Here is a 16,554-nt window from a genome sequence, read left to right as displayed (position 1 = left end):
ACGGGCATGGCCGGCTGGCCGCGCCCAACCTGTGCAACTGGAGTCAGTCGTGAGTTCTCAAGTCGTCATCGTCGGCGGTGGTGTGATCGGCAGCTCGATCGCCTATTTCCTGCGCGCCACCGATCCCACGGTTTCCGTGACCGTGATCGAGCGCGACCCCACCTATGCGCGATCGTCGTCGGCGTTGTCGGCCGCGTCGATTCGCCAGCAGTTCTCGACGCCGCTGTCGATCGAGATGTCGCTGTTCGGCATCGACTTCCTGCGCACGATCGGCGAACGGCTCGAAGTGGATGGCCACCAGCCGTCGATCGACCTGCACGAAGGCGGCTACCTGTTCCTCGCGACGCCGGCCGGCGATGCGACGCTGCGCGAGAACCATGCGCTGCAGACGAGCCTCGGCGCGGACATCCGGCTGATGGATCGCGATGCGCTGCGCGCGAAGTTTCCGTGGCTGAACGTCGACGATCTCGTGTCGGGCGCGTACGGCGTGAGCGGCGAAGGCTGGTTCGACGGCTACGGGCTCGTGCAGGCGCTGCGCAAGAAGGCGCAGGCGCTGGGGGCGCGCTATGTGCCGTCCGACGTGAAGTCGGTGGTGCGCGATGGCCGCAAGGTGACGCATGTGGTCACGGTCGATGGCGAGCGCTATGCGTGCGACACGCTCGTCAACGCGGCCGGGGCGTGGACGCGCGCGCTGTCGTCGATGATGGGCATCGACATTCCCGTGTATGCGCGGCGCCGCAGCATCTTCAACGTGTCGTCGCCGGCGAAGCTCACGGATTGCCCGCTGCTGATCGATCCGACCGGCGTGTATTTCCGGCCGGAAGGGCGCACGTACATCTGCGGGACGTCCCCGAGCCCGAACCGCGACCCGGACGACCTGCCGCTCGACGAAGTCGACCACGACCTGTTCGACGACGTGATCTGGCCGACGCTCGCGAATCGCGTGCCGGAGTTCGAGGCGCTGCGCGTGGAGAACTGCTGGTCCGGATACTACGAGTACAACGTGTTCGACCACAACGCGATCATCGGGTATCACCCGGAACTCGACAACGTCGTGTTCGCGAACGGCTACAGCGGCCACGGGCTGCAGCAAGGGCCGGCGACGGGGCGCGGGGTCAGTGAACTCATTCTGGGCGGGCGTTATGACACGCTCGACCTGTCGACGCTCGGCTGGGCGCGGGTGCTGGAAAACCGGCCGATCGTCGAAAAGAACGTCGTGTAGCGCGGCGTAACCCGCCCGGTGTGGTGGGCGGGGATTCTCCTTGTGTCTCAACTCATTGGCCCGACTGTGTCGGGCCTTTTTTGTTGTGCGTGTTGCTGCGCGTGTCAGCCGACGCCGTAGACCGCGTCGCGCAGATCGAGCGTGTACGGACCGTTCATCCCTTCATAGAGCGTGTTCGACAGCGACACGACGGTGAGCCCGCGGGCGCGGTCGACGAACCACGAATGGCCGTAGACGCCGCCCCAGCGCCAGGTGCCCGGGGACTCCGGCGACAGCGCCGCGCGCGGGTCGCGCAACACGGAAAACCCGATTCCGTACCCCGCGCCGGGCAGGTCGGGCAACGCGAGGTTGCCGGAGTGGATGCGGCCCATTTCGTCGACGAGCTCGGCCGGCAATACTGCGCCACCGCCCGCCCGCAGCGTGTCCAGCACGTTCAGCACGTCGCCGGCGGTGCCGACCATCCCGCCGCCGCCCGATGCGAATGCATCCGCATTGAGCGCGCGCGACGGCGAGTACGTCACGCCGACGGTTCCGTCGTAGATGGGTACGGCTTCGTTCTCGGCGAGCCGGTGCGGCTGCGGCGTGTCGTTGACGTAAGGCGTCGCGAGCCGCGCGGCGTCGCGTGCGACGAATCCCGTGTCGCGGGTGCCGAGCGGGCGGAGCACGAGCGCATCGACCGCATCGGCGAGCGGCAGTCCGGTGACGGCCTCGATCACTGCCCCAACGACGTCGATCGACAGCGAATAGTTCCAGCCGGTGCCGGGTGCGTACAGCAGCGGCACGCTCGCGATCCTGCGCATGTTTTCGGCGAGCGTGATCGATGCGCCATCGAGCCCGTCGGAGACGCCCGCACGCGCATACGGGCCCGCCGCGTCGGCTTCCGCGTAGCGATAGCCGAGGCCGGCGGTATGCGTGAGCAGGTGGCGCACCTTGATCACCGGTACGCTGCCATCACGCAGCGCCGGCCGGAACTCGGGCAGCCAGCGCGTGACGTCGTCGTCGAGCGACAGCTTGTGCTGTGCAACGAGCGCCATGGCGGCTGCCGCGACGATTGGCTTCGTCACCGACGCGAGTCTGAACAGCGTGTCCTCTTGCATCGGCGTGCGCGCTTCGCGGTCGGCGAACCCGGCCGCGCGGCGATAGACGAGCTCGCCGTCGCGCGCGATCAGGACGACCACACCGACGAGGCGTTGCGTTTCGAGTTGACGGGAGAGTACCGCATCGACGCGCTCGGTGAGTGCGGGATCGGCCGACGGCTGCTGTGATGACGCTCGGTTGGGGATCATCGAAGACTCTGTCGTGAGGGGGAGCCGACATGTTAGGCGGCACGCGGCGGAAGTGCCACTTATCCATACATGGAACAGGGCTTCGTGCGCCGCACGGTCGACGTCGACGGCCACCGGGCGGGAGATTCAGCCGGGGGCCGCGGCGGCTCCGTGGCAGCGAGGCGCTCCGGCTGGCGGCGGCGCCACGTCGCCCATACGCGGGACCGCCGACAAAATATGCCCCAAGCGGCGCGCGGCCTTCGTTAGAATCTGCTTTCGTCGAGAAAATAACGCAATTGCATGGGTGCAGGGCGGTATCGCATGACGGACACTGCTCGCCCAGATTCCATCGTTCATCTTTCACCGGAGGCGAGCATGCCTGGTTTACTTCCCGATGTTGACCGCGAGGGGCTCCTCGAATATTCGGTGGTGTACACCGATCGCTCGGTCAACCATATGTCGCAACGCTTTCAGGGCGTCATGCGCGACATCTCCGCCACGCTGAAAAAAGTCTACAACGCGAAGTCGGTCGTGATCGTCCCCGGCAGCGGGACGTTCGGCATGGAAGCCGTCGCGCGGCAGTTTGCAACGAACAAGAAGTGCCTGGTCATCCGCAACGGCTGGTTCAGTTTCCGCTGGTCGCAGATTTTCGACATGGGCAGCATTCCGTCCGAAACGACGGTGCTGAAGGCGCGCCCGGTCGAAGCGGGACGGCAGGCCGCATATGCGCCGGCCCCGATCGACGAAGTGGTCGCCGCGATCAAGGAGCACAAGCCGGATCTGGTGTTTGCGCCGCACGTCGAAACCGCGTCCGGGATGATGCTGCCCGATGGGTATCTGCGCGCGGTGTCGGACGCCGTGCATGCGGTCGACGGCATGTTCGTGCTGGATTGCATCGCGTCCGGCACGGTGTGGGTCGACATGCAGGCGAGCGGCGTCGATATCCTGATCAGCGCGCCGCAGAAGGGCTGGAGCGCGTCGCCGTGCTGCGCGATGGTGATGCTCAGCGAACTCGCCCGCGAACGCATCGACGCGACGACCAGCACCAGCTTCGCGTGCGATCTGCGCAAGTGGCTGCAGATCATGGAAGCCTATGAAGGCGGCGGGTTCGCGTACCACGCGACGATGCCCACGGACAGCCTCACGACGCTGCGCGACGTGATGAAGGAAACCGAGGCGTATGGCTTCGACAAGGTGAAGGCGGAGCAGCTCGAGCTCGGCACGCGCATTCGTGCGTTGCTGGCCGACAAGGGTTTCCGCAGCGTCGCGGCCGAAGGCTTCGAGGCACCGGGCGTCGTGGTCAGCTATACGGACGACGACGGGATTCGAACCGGGAAGAAGTTTGCCGACGTCGGCCTGCAGATCGCGGCCGGCGTGCCGCTGATGTGCGACGAGCCGGAGGATTTCAAGACGTTCCGTCTCGGGCTGTTCGGCCTCGACAAGCTGCATGATGTCGACGGGGCGGTCGCCCGGTTTGCCGACGCGCTGGATCGGATTCTCTAGCAGGCTGCTGAAATCGGGAACGGCATAACCGGACCCGGAGGGCGGTGCGTTAGAGATATCGTGTTCATGATCTTGGTCGGATGGGTGCGATGCAAGAACCGCTGTTCACGACGGTGGACCCGCACGGCGCGGTGACATGAGCCGCCCAAGTGTGTCGGTCGCGCGGCAATGCGCCGGTTGGACCGCTCGTGAGCGGTCCAACCACGACGATCCGACTGCAACCCGGCAACCAATTGCCTAGTCCATCCCTTTACGCCGTGATCTCGTGGTCAAGACGAGGCGTTTTTCAACGGGCTGCTAACGCCCGCCATTCCACGGGTTGGTTCGAATCCACGCCCGTGGACTAACTTCCCGGGTTCAAGCGCTTGCCGAGCGCCTGCCCCTTCGGCGTCGTCCAGTCGACGGCCAGCTCGGAAACGACCTGCGAGGCCGACGTGATGACGGCTCCAGCCTGTTCCAGGCGTCGCAGCGCCGCGTCGTCGCCGATTTTGGTGAACGACGCGGATGCGTCGGTGACGACCTGTACCTCGTAGCCCTCGTCGAGGAGTTGCAGGATCGGGAACACGACGCAGACCTCGGTAGTGATGCCCGCCACGAACACCTTCTTGCGCCCCGTGGCCTTGACTGCCTCATTGAAGTTCGGGTCGTGCATGGCGTTGACGATGCCGGAGCGCTTGATGCGCGCGGCAAATGCCTTCGGCGCCACCGCTTCCAGCTCAGGCAGCAACGGCCCCTGGACGCGTTCCTCCATGCTGGTCGTGAACACCAGCGGCAGTTCGGTCGCCACGGCGATCTTCGCCAGCAACACGGCGTTCTTCCTGATCTCCGTCACGTCGTGCGAATGTGTCCAGGAAGTCGTACCGACCTGATGGTCGATCAGTAGCAACGCCGCGTTCTCCGGGGCGAATACGTTACTGTGCGTGCCCCGCTCCTTTCATGAATGGGTCATCAGGATGACTGATCGATGGCCGGCGATGCTGGTCATGGGCGCTTCGGGCGTCAAGCTTGTTCGGCGAGCCACTCGTTCAGACTCAACAGGTCGGTCTGGCTCGCCCTCAGTGCGCGAATGTCGGCCTTGTATCCGGCCTCGCCGAACCACTCGAACATCCTGCGAGCGTCATAAGGGAGCGACCGCAGCAGCAACCGTGGAATGGGGAATGGCAACCCCGTCGACCAGCCGTGGCGCTTGAAGGCTGCGGTAATCTGCGCGCGGGTCAATTCATCACCGGCGATTTCCTCGGCCTTGCCGATGAACGCATCAGGGTGCGCGAAGGCATGCGCGACCCACTTGCCGATATCGGCCGTGGCGATCATCTGCAGCGGCTTGTCTGTCGGCACGTAGCTGCGCAACAGTGCCATCAAGACGGTGCGCATGCTCGACTTGCTGAAGTTGTCCATGAAGAACACTGGCCGCACGATCGTCGCCGGGATGCCGATCTGGCGGATGTGCTCCTCGACGCGCCATTTGCTGTCGAAGTGCGGCACGCGTGATTGGCGGTCGGCACCGCCGACAGACGCATAGACGAGGTGCTCGACGCCAGCCGCCAGAGCGACGTCGGCTACCGCAATGCCTCGGCGCGCTTCCAACTCCCCACCTCCATCGGAGCCTTGCACGGAGAACACGCCATGCACGCCTGCGAAAGCCTGACGCAGCGAGGCGGGATTGTCCAGGTCCGCGGCCAGGACCTGGACATTCTGTGCAGCCAACGCACGGCTTGCCTCGGATTCTGCGTTTCGCGAGATCGCGCGGACTTGCCATCGCCCGTCTGCCAGGAGTGCGCGTATCACGGCCCCTCCTTGCTGCCCGGTACCACCCAGGACAGCAATTGTTTTCTTCGTCATGCACGAGCCCCGAACGATGATATGAACATCGACTGTTTTGATGGTATGAATATCGACTGTTTTATTCGATTGAACAAGTAGGATGAAAAAAGAGACTAGTATGAACAACCATACTGATCATGGCGTACCGCCGCGTTGTCCGCCGACGGAGGCCGAACTCAATGAGTTCCGCCAAGCGATCGACATCATCCGCGGCAAGTGGAAAGTGGAAATCATGTGGGTCCTGCTTGATGGATCGCTGCGCTTCGGCGAGGTACGCAAGGCGCTGCCGGGCATCACCCAGCACATGCTTACCGCGCAACTTCGGGCGCTGGAAGCGGATGGGCTGGTCAACCGGACGGCTTATGCAGAGATTCCGCCGCGGGTGGAATATGTTCTGACGGATCACGCTCGCGCGCTCAAGCCGATTTTCCTGGCGTTGACGAAATGGGCAACGTCGCTGCGGAGTCCTGAAAAAATCTCGCCGGAGTCTTCCGACTGAAGTCGGGAGGGGCGTTGGGCTAACCTCAACCCGGTCCGCCCGCCTGTTTTGAATCCATCGGCATGCGCTCGCGGCGCACCGATTAACACACCTGCAGCAGCAAGGCTCGCAGCAGTTTCTTTAGCATCGTCGCTCATTGCGACCGTGTCCCGGTCGGAGTTGGCCGGGTAATCGGCGACGGCGGCTGTTTCTTCGAGATCGTCGATATCGCGGTGTTGCCCGCTCACCAGAAGAAAGGCGTAGGCGACCTGATCATGCGTGCACGCATGGGCTACATTCACGAGCATGCGCTGCCGACCGCCCATGTCAGCCTGATGGCCGATCATGGGACCCCGGAGTGCTACGAGCGTTACGGCTTCCAGCCGTCGCTGCTGCCCGACAAGGCGGGGATGTTCCTGCGCATCGCGTCACGCGCGGGACGCCGATGCAAGCCGTCAGATGTGGTGGTGCACGATCTTGACGCGATGCCCGAGAATCTTGCCGAGTTCGACGGCCAGACGTGGCTCGATCAACCAGTTCGTGAACCCGAATCCGAGATTGCCGAAGGCCCAGTCGAGCTCGAGGAACGTCCAGTCGACGATGCGTGCCGAGCCGCCGCATGCGGGGCAGGCGAGCGTGTCATCGGCTTCGTTCGAGTACCAGGCGCCGACTGCGTCGCCCCAGGGCACCTCATCGAGTGAATGAGACGCGCCGCAGTGTGGACAACGTACGTCGTTGGGCCCCGGGCCTGAATGAAAGACCGTGCGTTCGGTCTCGAGGCCGACGCCACACCAGTCGTTGCCGAGATTGATGAACTCGGACCACGCACCGGCATTCGGGCCGGGACGATAGATATCGCCGTGCAGCCCATTGCCGCTTTCGGGCACCGCTTGCACGATGCCTTGCTCGGCCAGCCATGCGATGCCGCGTTGCGCGAGGATCGGTGCTTCTTCAAGGCTTGCGTCGATGTCGACGACCCAGACGATATTGTCACTCATGGCGAATCGGGGTATCAGATTGGATGGTCAGGCGATTTCAGGACAGGCACTTTTCGTCACGACGTCGGCAATGTTCAACCGGCTGCCGTGCGCTGATTCGGGTAAGGGTCTTCGTCCGAAGACTGGTGCCAGACGGATTGATCGGCCCGCTGAAGTGCTTCAGCATGTTTTTCCCTGAGCCGGTCGATGTCCGGTGCCGCCAACCGGTTTTCCGAGGCACTGATCGAGTCGCCACTGGTGAGATACAGATAGAGCGCGGTCAACTCTTCCAGTTCTGGCGCATCCGATGTAACCGTGAAGATGGCTGGATCGGTGTCGGTCGGATCGATCTTGACGCTCGGGGCGTCGCTTTTCCTGTCGCGGAGATACAGGCGCGTCCAAAGCCTGCTGTGGACCGGATAGGCGTCGCCGTCCGTGTCTACATTCCGTGGGGGCCCGTACAGCAGGTCGATAAAGCATCTGAAATCCGGGCGGTTCCTGGCGATCTTGACGGTATGCATTGGGTTCCTGGCTGTTCGCACGCTGCTGTAGATCGCAGCAGGAAGCGATTCTAAATCGCTATGTCGAAAGACGCTTTGCTAGCGACCTGGCGGTGTCGAAGACGCTTGTCGATGGTTGGCTGGACTGAATTGACTGACCACATTTCCCCTCGGCAACCATTCCCGTCTCATCTCTTCAATCATCGCCGATGACGAACACGCGATGCGAGTCACGCGGGCCGACGCTACCGCGCCAAGCGATACAAAACATCGGGACAACCTTCCTCGTTCCTGCTTCCGTCGCTGTATGCAATCGCAACGAACCCGTGCCATTCATAAAATGCAGCAGCATCGCGATTCATCTGGAACGTATAGAGCTGGAGCATGCCCACCGTCTGCGACTTCACCGATTCCAGGAGGGAAGATCCAATCCCGCGTCGCTTGAATTCGGGGCACACATACAACTGGTCAAGCCATGCCACGCCATCGGTAACGACGTGCGCGGCCATGCCGACCATGCGGTTATCGTTCACGGCGACGGTGACATTGCCCGACGGCACAAGTACGTTGGCCACCCAATCGTGGACTGCGGCTTCGGCGTGCGCGAGCGGCGCATAGGATGCCAGCGTGTTGCGCGACCGTAGATAGACTTCAGCCACCTCCGCGGCATCAGCCGCAATCGCTCGACGCAAGATCAAGGGCATCTGTCGGCCGCTCCGAAAGCTTCACAAGGTGCACAACGATAGCAGCACGGAATCGAACTTCCAAGATCGCGCAGACTGCGCTGAAACTGGCGAGACCGGATATTCAGCGCGACGTATCGAGTGTGCGGTACAGCGAATCGGCCGTGAGATCTCGCTATCGATTCACTGTTTTCTTCCGGGATTCCCGGGATCCGACATTCCCGTATCATCTGTCCGATTCGCCCGGATCGCACGACCTGGCGATTCCGCACAAACGAGAGGACGAGCGATGAAGGGCGAACGGCGCGGCCACGGTAAAGCGATCGAGCACGACGCGGCGGCGGCGCCGAAGCGGGCCGGTATCGCACCCGTCGCGAAGAGCACCGATCCGCGCGACTACCAGCATGCGCCAGGTATCGCCGCCGTCATGCCGAAAGCCTTTCCCGACGGCTTCGTCGTCGCCGAGCATCGGCACCCGCGCGCGCAACTCGTCTACACCACGACGGGCATTGCCGAAGTCGTCGCCGGTCAGTCGCTGTGGATGATCCCGCCGCATCGCGCACTCTGGATTCCGCCCGACCTGCCGCACGCGATGCGCGCACACGGACCACTCGAAATGCGCACCGCCTACGTCGACCCGCGAGCGTACCGGTCGGCAACCCCGGATCAGCCGAGCCTGGTCAACGTTTCGCCGCTGCTGCGCGAGTTGATCGTGCGTGCGTCGTCGTTCCCGGTCGAGGTCAATCCCGATGGACGAGACGATCTCGTCATCCAGCTCATGCTGGCCGAGATCGAGTGGTCTCCGGAGCAGCCCTTGCCGCTGCCGTCCGGCCAGGACCGGCGTCTTGCCCGAGTCTGCGACGCGCTGCTCGAGCATCCGGCCGATCAGCGAACGCTGACGGAATGGGCCGATGAAGTCGGTGCATCGAGCCGGACACTCGCCCGGCTGTTCACTGCCGAAACCGGGTTGTCGTTCAGCCAGTGGCGGCAGCAGGCCCGGATTTCGGCCGCGCGCCCGCTGCTGGCGTCCGGATGCGCGGTGATCGCCGTCGCGGCCGAACTCGGCTATGAAACCACGAGCGCCTTCTCGACCGTGTTTCGCCGGTTTGTCGGCATGACGCCCAGCGCGTACGCGAAACTGTCCGATTCCGCGTAGCAATCGTCTTTCCAGCACATGCGGCGCGTGGCGCGTGCCTTTATCGTGTCGGTCATCGAACCCACTGACCGACTGAGGTAAGCCGACATGACGCGACACGACATCGAATTCCTGTCCGAAGCCGCCACGCTGCGAGGCTGGTACTACGAGCCGGCGCAGCGCCTCGCCGATACGCCGACGTATCCGGCGATCGTGATGGCGCACGGTTTCTCCGGCGTGAAGGAGCAATATCTGGACCGCTACGCCGAGGTGTTTGCCGCCAGCGGTTTTGGCGTGCTGCTCTACGATCACCGGAATTTCGGTGCGAGCGACGGGTACCCGCGTCAGGAGATCGACCCCGTGCAACAGAAGCGCGGCTATCGCGATGCGATCAGCTATCTGCTGACCCGCCCCGAGGTCGACGCCGCACGCATCGGCATCTGGGGCACCAGCTACAGCGGCGGCCACGTGCTCGAAGTCGCGGCAATCGATCGGCGCGTCAAATGCGTGGTGGCGCAGGTGCCGACGATCAGCGGGTATCAGTCGGCCTTGCGCCGCACGCGTTCCGATCTGGTGCCGGCGCTGCTGGCTCGCTTCGATGAAGATCGCAGGCAGCGATTCGCGGGTGGCGCGCCGGCGATGTTGCCGGCAGTCAGTGCCGATCCCGCGATAGCCTGTGCGATGGCCGGCGCGGATGCGTACCGGTTCTTCACCGAGTCGGCGGCGCAGTTTGCACCGAACTGGAAAAACGAAGTGACGCTGCGCAGCGCCGAGATGTCGCGCGAAAACGAACCGGGCCAGTATGTCGATCGCATCTCGCCCACCCCGTTGCTGATGATCGTGGCCGACCAGGATCTGCTGACACCCACGGACCTGTGCCTCAAGGCGTGGGGTAACGCGCTGGAGCCGAAGCGCTTGGTTCAGATCAAGGGCGGGCATTTCACGCCGTATATCGAGCATTTCGACGCAACCAGCCAGGCGGCGGTGGAATGGTTCACGCTGCATTTGGCCGGCACGCGTTGATCTGGCCCGTTGCTGCGTTGGCGGTGTCCACGGCTTGTATGACAGTCGCGGCCGGTTTTGACGGTGCGTGCGTTTGCCGGGCACATGAAAGCGTGATGCGCGATGGCGCCAATCTGCCAGCCGGAAGCGGTGCACGCGAACGGCAAGCCGAGCCGTCGTGACACGGGCACGCGGGCTCACGGCCTCATGGGCGATGTGTCACCACCTGAACGCACGCGACGGCGACCGAGGCTTCGTTATATGGAGTAATAGCTGTAATTTGGCCTGAAATTTTCTTTCCGGCGACTCGGGCTAGACTGGTCTCGCCTTGATACCCCCCCAAGGTTGTTGTTGTGTTCTCGGTTTGGCCCGCGCGTTCAAGTGCGGGCCAATTTTTTCGGGCGGGCGCCGCGGGCGGCCGAACGATCGCCGGCCGGATGCACATTGGAGGAAACGTAGCGTGACAGTACGCCCGACAGTCCGCGATGCCGGTTCGCTCGTGCGGATCGCCGCGTTGAGCGCGGCGGCCGCCGCCGCGATGATGTCCGCCATGCCGTCGGCATTCGCGCAAGCCAGCGAGCCCGTGACCAGCAGCGTATTCGTGCACCGCTCGTACGACACGGGCAATAGCGCGATCAATGACAACTTCCAGTACATCGCGCATCCGCCAATACGGCCGGTTGCCGCGAGCGCGCCTCCGGTCGCGCGTGGCGCACACCGCGGCCGCCGCGGACAGACGGGCGCCACGAATTCGGCCGGCGCAACGGGCAGCGGGGCGAATAGTGCGGCGGTTCCGTTGCCGACGATGCCGGCGGACGGAGCATCCGGCGCTCCGGTTTCGCAGTAGTCGTTTCTTTCCGAATCCTTCCAGGCAAGCCTGTCGATCGACGATCGGTCGCAACGCCGTGCGCGATCGTCGGCTGTCGCCAGGATCATGATGATGTCAGGTAGCACGGTGTGACCGCTCGATGAGGGATGAGCGGGATGTCTCCTTGTATCTCGCTCGTTGGCCCGACTGTGTCGGGCTTTTTTTGTTCGGTTGCGAGCGGAGGTGCCGGCGACGGCTACGTGTGGCAACATCGCGGTGATTTCCACATTCCATCCGGGTGCCGGCAGACCCATCTATCCGAGGGGGAGTCATGTTTGACCATGTCAAATTCGGCGTGAGCGACTATGCAGCCAGCAAGGCGTTTTTCCTGAACGCGCTGGAACCGCTTGGCGTAGTGGTGCAGGGGGAGGGCGAGCCTTCGTACGGCATCGAGATTTCTCCGCCGGGCCAGCCCTCGTTGTGCCTGTTCCAGACGACGGAGAAACCGGCGCATCTTCACATCGCGTTCGTGGCCGAGCATCGGCAGCAAGTCGACGCGTTCTATCGCGCGGCGCTGGAGTCAGGCGGGAAGGACAATGGCGCGCCGGGGCTGCGGCCGCACTATCACGCGAATTACTACGCGGCGTTCGTCATCGGGCCGGATGGGCACAATATCGAGGTGGTGTGTCATCGGGCGGAGGGGTGAGCGTCGGGCGACTGATCGCTGTCATTCAGACCATGAGCGAACGCATGCGCCACGCACGCAACCGAGCATTCCCGGATGAGTGAAATCACCATTGATTGGCCTTTTTATCTCATTGTGCTTGGAACCGGCATGGAATACTGGCCCGTGACGCTTTGTGTCGGCGTGGTGGGATTGTATTTCGGGGCGACTCGCCTGCGCGGTGTGTGGCGAGTTGCCTGCCTCCTCATTGCGCTCTTGTTCATCGGTGATGCCGGTACCGGAATTTACTTATCCCTTGGTTAGCGTTCAGGAAAATCACGCTGACGCATGGCGTGCAAAACGTTGTCGGCGTGGGCGCGCGGTACGCGTCGGAGCGCGAGCGGTCAGGAGCAGGCGCCGGGTTTCGGTGTCTGGCGTGTCAATCAGTAGTGGAAAGGCAGCGTAAAAGAATGACGAGAAATCGCGGTAACGGGATGCGCGCCGACAGCGGTGCGGGCGTGTTCTCCTTGCGGGCACGGGCCGTACTTTTGCGGGCGGTTTTATTTTTCCCGTTGGCATACCACTGCCAGGCTCACGCCGAAGCGTCGGTGCCGAAGAACATCACGCCGGCAAGCTCCGGATATAAAACGGAGATCTTCAATCTCGTCGGTCCGGACGGGGATCAATTCGATACGGCGATCGGCCGGACGGTATCGGCCGCATTCGACCGTTTCCTGAATCTGGCCGGCCAGGATTCGAAAACGATTCGAAAGCGCTTGCTGAGCGGTCCCGCGACGGAAGGGACCCTGTGGCAAATCGGTGAGTCTCGCGAATGGCTTTATCACATTTGCCAGGCCCACCAGTGCAACGTGACGAATGTTGCCCTGCTTTACGATGAACAATCACGTCGCACGGCCGGGCGTCTGCTGTACCGCTGCGAGACAAAGTGGCTCGGAAACCCGAGCGACGCGGAACGGGCGCTGATCGAGCGTGAATATCCCGTCAAGATCGACCCGGACGACGCAAAGTTTTTTTGCAAGAAGCCGTGATCGACGTGGTTTTCCTCGCCAACACGACTGCAACGGGACGCGTTTGTGCGGGGCCGTGTTCGCGTGGATTCCAGCGTGCGACTTCAGGCTGGCCGCTGGCGTAGCGGCCGGATGAATGGTCTATTTCTTCCACGATGGCGGGAAAAACAGCTCCGTGGTCGCCGCAAGCGAACTGGCGTCAAACATCTTCAAAAGGTGTTCGGCGCGCATGTCGTACAGCTTGATATGCACCAACTCGATCGCGCCGCTGTCGTCCTCAAGCGCGGATGCATCAACTTCCGGACTCACGAAGTGTTGTTCGCCGGCGAACCGTTCGAGTGGCTGCATCCCGAGCGTCGTCGCGAGGAAGATTCGGGTGGCCTCGGGCAGACGGGTATCGGCACTGAACTCCCAGCCATCGTCGGTTAGCCGCTTTTCATTCGGTAGCGGGAGAATGAATGCCGCTTCGTAGCGTCGCCTCAACGGAACCCCCTGAATCATGGCGAAAGACAGACGATTGAAGCATATCTCTTCCTTCTCCCGTGTTCGGCATGATCGGGCTTCGTCGACAAGATTCCGGGAACGCCGCCGCACACATTCGCGGCAGGTTTGCGCGAAGACCCGGCAGATGGCCCCGACGTCTTCCAGCCGCACACACAATCCCTTCGATTTCACTTGCACCTGACGCTACGTCAGCTTTTATGGTCGACACCGACTACTGGGAAAAAATGCGACTGAAAATCGGCGATCTGGCGAAGCAGGCGGGACTGAGCGTCCGGGCCCTGCATCACTACGATGCAATCGGGCTGCTGTCACCGTCGCAGCGCACGGACGGCGGCGCGCGCCTGTATGGGCGGGACGACCTCGTCCGGCTGCATCGGATCGAGGCGCTGAAGCGGTTCGGGTATTCGCTGCCGGACATCAAGGCCAGCCTCGATGGTCAACTCGCCGGTTCGCCGCTCCAGCTTCTGCGGCGCCAGATTGCGGAACTCGACGTGCAGGCATCGCGCGCGCAGCGCCTCAGTCGTCACCTGCAATACATCGTGGACATGATCGCCGCCGGCGACGAGACCACGGCGACCGACTGGCTGAACGCTCTGGAGTTGATGAACATGATGCAAAAACACCTTGATGACGACGAACTCGATGCGCTGCTGGCATCCGGGCCGGATACGATCGCGCCGACGGATCCATCCTGGCTCGAACTGATCGACGAAGTCCGCATTGCCCGGCAGCAGGCGCTGCCGGCCGACAGCGAGGCCGCCCATGCACTGGCGTGGCGCTGGATCCGGCTCGTGGTCCGGATGACCCGCAACGACCCGACGCTCGCGACCAAGCTGATGACGATGCAGCTCGACGAGCCGCGGGCCCCGCAAATCGTCGGCATCACGGCGGAGATGCTGGCATGGATCGACGAAGCGTTCATGCACGCGCGCTGTGCGCTGCTCGCGAAATACCTCGATCCGGCTCAGGCCGACGAAGTGCGGCGGCGCCAGTTCGCCGCGATGAAGCATCGGGCGTGGCCGGCACTGGTGGTCGAGCTGAGAGCGCACCTGGATGCGGGCGTCGACGCCGGCGCTGCACCGGTGCAGGCCGTCGTCAAGCGCTGGCAGCAGCTGTTTCTCGACAGCTTCTGCGGCGACGACGCGGCGCTGGAAGCACGCGTGCGCGATGCGATGATGCGTGAACCGGATCTGCAACTGGGCATCGGCCTCGACGATGCGTTGCTCGCCTATCTGAACCGGGCGCATATCGTCGGCCACGACACGACACCGGTGAACGCCGGCCCCAAGCCGAGCGCATTGATGGTGGCCACGCAGCGGGCCGCGCACCAGTTGCTCGACCGGCCGCTGGTGCTCGACGATCCGGTCGCGCTGACCGTCCTCGGCACGGCCGAGGCGCAAGCGTTGCGCGACAACCTCGACAAGTTCCGCCAGCCGATGACCGTGGGCATGCGCAGCACGGTGGTCGTACGCAGCCGGCTGGCCGACGACGTCTGGGCCGATGCGATCGAACGCGGCACCCGCCAGTACGTGGTGCTCGGCGCGGGGCTCGATACCAGCGCATACCGGCGACCCGATGCGCCGGGACGCGTGTTCGAGGTCGACCTGCCGGCGACGCAGGCGTGGAAGCAGGCCCGCTTGCGCGAGGCCGGCATCGCGGTGCCACCGTCGCTGCAGTTCGTGCCGGTCGACTTCGAGCGCGTCGGTCTCGCGGAGGGGCTGGCGCGCGCCGGTTTCGATGCCGATGCGCCGGCGCTGTTCAGCTGGCTGGGCGTGACGATGTATCTCGACGAGGCCGCGGTCGTCGAGACGCTGCGCTTCATCGCCGGCTGCGCCAAAGGCAGCGAGGTTCTACTCGAATATGTGGTCCCGCTGTCGAGCCTGTCGCCGATCGTGCGTATCGCGGTGGAGCAGATGATGGCGCGCTTCGCCGAGCGTGGCGAACCGTGGAAGAGCTTCTTCGAACCCGCCGAGCTGACCGGGCGGCTGGCTGCGCTGGGCTTCAGCCACAGCAACACCTGGACGCCGGACGAGTTGAACCAGCGTTATCTCGCGAATCGTTCCGACGGGCTGCATATCGGCGCGTCGCCGGGGCGTCTGGTGCTGGCCACCGTCTGATGTGTGTTGGCCGGCGCGCGTCGCCGGCCGCACCCGTTCATTCGACAGACGCGGCCGGATCATCGACAATTCGCGCCTGACAAAACATGAGAGAAGGGGGCAGGTGCATGCGCAGGGTTTTCAAGCGGCTCGGCGTGATCTTGAGCATTTCCATTGCTGGCATCGCAGGGGCTCAAGCCGCATCCAGCGAACTCGCATTCCCGCGTTTCGCCCAGGCGGAGGGCCGGCTGGACAACGAGGGGTTCCCGTTGTCCGGCGTGAAACTCTGCGTGCTCCCCGATCGCGCGCCGTGCTTCGAAATGCCGCCCGCGCCACTTCCCGATGGCTCGACGGAGTATCAATACCAGTTCGGTCTGAAGCCGCGATCCGAACGGTTGCCGATTGCGTCGGGCGGCTCGTGGGTGTTTTTCTCGGGGATGTTCTTCGGCGGTGGCAGCGGGATGCTGGAGCGCGTGGCGATATTACGTTATGGCGCGAACGGCAAGATCGAGAACCTGATGCCGAAAGTCACCCAGACGGAGCTGGCCGACCGCGCGATGTGGAAGGTGCCGGACGTGTCGCCCTATCCGGTGTTCGTTCGAGCCGATTACCTGTGGGGCGACGGCGAGAGTCATTTCGAGGCGCACCTGTTCGTCGTCGATGCGTGGGTGTTCGATCCCGCCACCAGCCAGTACAGGAAGCGGTTTTCCTACCGGACGACCAAGCGCTATGACCGCGGCGAGGGCTCGGATCATGTGCTGACCGCCGAGCGTGCGGAAATTCTGCGGCGCCTCGCCGCCAGCCAGTAGCCTGCTACGGGGCGGCCCGGTATCCGTCGAAGCACGTGACGGCTTTCGGCGGACCC

General features: G+C 63.7%; 18 protein-coding genes and 1 pseudogene. 11 read left to right on the top strand and 8 right to left on the bottom strand.

The window, feature by feature from the left end; translation table 11 throughout:
* Positions 1-49 precede the first annotated feature (49 nt).
* Positions 50-1,222, top strand: a complete 1,173-nt coding sequence (locus tag ACN8ZM_RS28260; RefSeq protein WP_420211379.1) for an NAD(P)/FAD-dependent oxidoreductase — start codon at positions 50-52, stop codon at positions 1,220-1,222.
* A gap of 104 nt (positions 1,223-1,326) precedes the next feature.
* On the opposite strand, the gene ACN8ZM_RS28255 is transcribed toward ACN8ZM_RS28260, so the two are convergent.
* Positions 1,327-2,508 carry a serine hydrolase domain-containing protein gene (locus ACN8ZM_RS28255; protein WP_420211378.1) on the bottom strand — a complete coding sequence of 394 codons (1,182 nt, stop codon included), beginning with the start codon at positions 2,506-2,508 and terminating at the stop codon, positions 1,327-1,329.
* A 354-nt stretch (positions 2,509-2,862) separates the two neighbouring features.
* Here ACN8ZM_RS28255 and ACN8ZM_RS28250 point away from each other — a divergent pair, with 354 nt between their 5' ends.
* Entirely contained in the window at positions 2,863-3,990 is a 1,128-nt protein-coding gene (locus ACN8ZM_RS28250; protein WP_420211377.1) for an aminotransferase class V-fold PLP-dependent enzyme, read from the top strand.
* 343 nt (positions 3,991-4,333) lie between these two features.
* On the opposite strand, the gene ACN8ZM_RS28245 is transcribed toward ACN8ZM_RS28250, so the two are convergent.
* Together ACN8ZM_RS28245 and ACN8ZM_RS28240 are read right to left on the bottom strand one after the other, a co-directional pair.
* Complete coding sequence (locus tag ACN8ZM_RS28245; RefSeq protein ID WP_420211376.1) at positions 4,334-4,876, bottom strand: isochorismatase family protein; 543 nt, start codon at positions 4,874-4,876, stop codon at positions 4,334-4,336.
* Positions 4,877-4,989: 113 nt separating this feature from the next.
* A complete protein-coding gene (locus ACN8ZM_RS28240) occupies positions 4,990-5,832 on the bottom strand; it encodes an NmrA/HSCARG family protein (protein ID WP_420211375.1) in 843 nt (280 codons plus the stop codon).
* A gap of 100 nt (positions 5,833-5,932) precedes the next feature.
* On the opposite strand from ACN8ZM_RS28240, the gene ACN8ZM_RS28235 reads away from it, so the two are divergent.
* Together ACN8ZM_RS28235 and ACN8ZM_RS28230 are read left to right on the top strand one after the other, a co-directional pair.
* Positions 5,933-6,313 carry a winged helix-turn-helix transcriptional regulator gene (locus ACN8ZM_RS28235; protein WP_051889683.1) on the top strand — a complete coding sequence of 127 codons (381 nt, stop codon included), beginning with the start codon at positions 5,933-5,935 and terminating at the stop codon, positions 6,311-6,313.
* A 125-nt stretch (positions 6,314-6,438) separates the two neighbouring features.
* Positions 6,439-6,618, top strand: a pseudogene (locus ACN8ZM_RS28230) (GNAT family N-acetyltransferase); the annotation flags it as partial.
* 129 nt (positions 6,619-6,747) lie between these two features.
* On the opposite strand, the gene ACN8ZM_RS28225 reads toward ACN8ZM_RS28230, so the two are convergent.
* The 3 genes from ACN8ZM_RS28225 to ACN8ZM_RS28215 all read right to left on the bottom strand — a co-directional run bounded on the left by ACN8ZM_RS28225 (position 6,748) and on the right by ACN8ZM_RS28215 (position 8,473).
* On the bottom strand, positions 6,748-7,290 hold the full coding sequence (locus ACN8ZM_RS28225; RefSeq protein WP_043178512.1) for a hypothetical protein: 543 nt from the start codon (positions 7,288-7,290) through the stop codon (positions 6,748-6,750).
* 74 nt (positions 7,291-7,364) lie between these two features.
* Positions 7,365-7,790 carry a hypothetical protein gene (locus tag ACN8ZM_RS28220; RefSeq protein WP_043178510.1) on the bottom strand — a complete coding sequence of 142 codons (426 nt, stop codon included), beginning with the start codon at positions 7,788-7,790 and terminating at the stop codon, positions 7,365-7,367.
* Between the two features lie 224 nt (positions 7,791-8,014).
* Positions 8,015-8,473 carry a GNAT family N-acetyltransferase gene (locus ACN8ZM_RS28215; RefSeq protein WP_420211374.1) on the bottom strand — a complete coding sequence of 153 codons (459 nt, stop codon included), beginning with the start codon at positions 8,471-8,473 and terminating at the stop codon, positions 8,015-8,017.
* A 268-nt stretch (positions 8,474-8,741) separates the two neighbouring features.
* Between ACN8ZM_RS28215 and ACN8ZM_RS28210 the strand changes: the two genes are divergently transcribed.
* Both ACN8ZM_RS28210 and ACN8ZM_RS28205 read left to right on the top strand, forming a co-directional pair.
* Complete coding sequence (locus ACN8ZM_RS28210) at positions 8,742-9,608, top strand: AraC family transcriptional regulator (RefSeq protein ID WP_080741427.1); 867 nt, start codon at positions 8,742-8,744, stop codon at positions 9,606-9,608.
* An 87-nt stretch (positions 9,609-9,695) separates the two neighbouring features.
* Entirely contained in the window at positions 9,696-10,610 is a 915-nt protein-coding gene (locus ACN8ZM_RS28205) for an alpha/beta hydrolase (RefSeq protein ID WP_420211373.1), read from the top strand.
* Between the two features lie 291 nt (positions 10,611-10,901).
* On the opposite strand, the gene ACN8ZM_RS28200 is transcribed toward ACN8ZM_RS28205, so the two are convergent.
* Entirely contained in the window at positions 10,902-11,543 is a 642-nt protein-coding gene (locus tag ACN8ZM_RS28200; RefSeq protein WP_420211372.1) for a hypothetical protein, read from the bottom strand.
* 185 nt (positions 11,544-11,728) lie between these two features.
* Between ACN8ZM_RS28200 and ACN8ZM_RS28195 the strand changes: the two genes are divergently transcribed.
* From ACN8ZM_RS28195 to ACN8ZM_RS28185, 3 genes are all read left to right on the top strand, one after another.
* The gene (locus ACN8ZM_RS28195; RefSeq protein WP_043178503.1) at positions 11,729-12,103 is read left to right on the top strand and encodes a VOC family protein; all 375 of its coding nucleotides are present in this window, start codon (positions 11,729-11,731) and stop codon (positions 12,101-12,103) included.
* 75 nt (positions 12,104-12,178) lie between these two features.
* Complete coding sequence (locus ACN8ZM_RS28190) at positions 12,179-12,385, top strand: hypothetical protein (protein ID WP_205822146.1); 207 nt, start codon at positions 12,179-12,181, stop codon at positions 12,383-12,385.
* Between the two features lie 170 nt (positions 12,386-12,555).
* Entirely contained in the window at positions 12,556-13,110 is a 555-nt protein-coding gene (locus tag ACN8ZM_RS28185; protein ID WP_420211371.1) for a hypothetical protein, read from the top strand.
* 120 nt (positions 13,111-13,230) lie between these two features.
* Here ACN8ZM_RS28185 and ACN8ZM_RS28180 read toward each other — a convergent pair whose 3' ends face one another.
* A complete protein-coding gene (locus ACN8ZM_RS28180) occupies positions 13,231-13,572 on the bottom strand; it encodes a hypothetical protein (protein WP_420211370.1) in 342 nt (113 codons plus the stop codon).
* 245 nt (positions 13,573-13,817) lie between these two features.
* Here ACN8ZM_RS28180 and ACN8ZM_RS28175 point away from each other — a divergent pair, with 245 nt between their 5' ends.
* Both ACN8ZM_RS28175 and ACN8ZM_RS28170 read left to right on the top strand, forming a co-directional pair.
* Positions 13,818-15,710 (top strand): SAM-dependent methyltransferase, encoded by a 1,893-nt coding sequence (locus tag ACN8ZM_RS28175; protein WP_420212682.1) that lies wholly within the window; start codon positions 13,818-13,820, stop codon positions 15,708-15,710.
* Between the two features lie 86 nt (positions 15,711-15,796).
* Entirely contained in the window at positions 15,797-16,498 is a 702-nt protein-coding gene (locus ACN8ZM_RS28170; RefSeq protein WP_420211369.1) for a hypothetical protein, read from the top strand.
* The last annotated feature ends 56 nt before the right edge of the window (positions 16,499-16,554 follow it).

It is taken from the genome of Burkholderia aenigmatica (assembly GCF_048627025.1).
In the GTDB taxonomy this organism is placed as follows: domain Bacteria; phylum Pseudomonadota; class Gammaproteobacteria; order Burkholderiales; family Burkholderiaceae; genus Burkholderia; species Burkholderia aenigmatica.
Note: the sequence above shows the minus strand (reverse complement) of the source record. Positions and strands in the feature narration are given on the sequence as shown.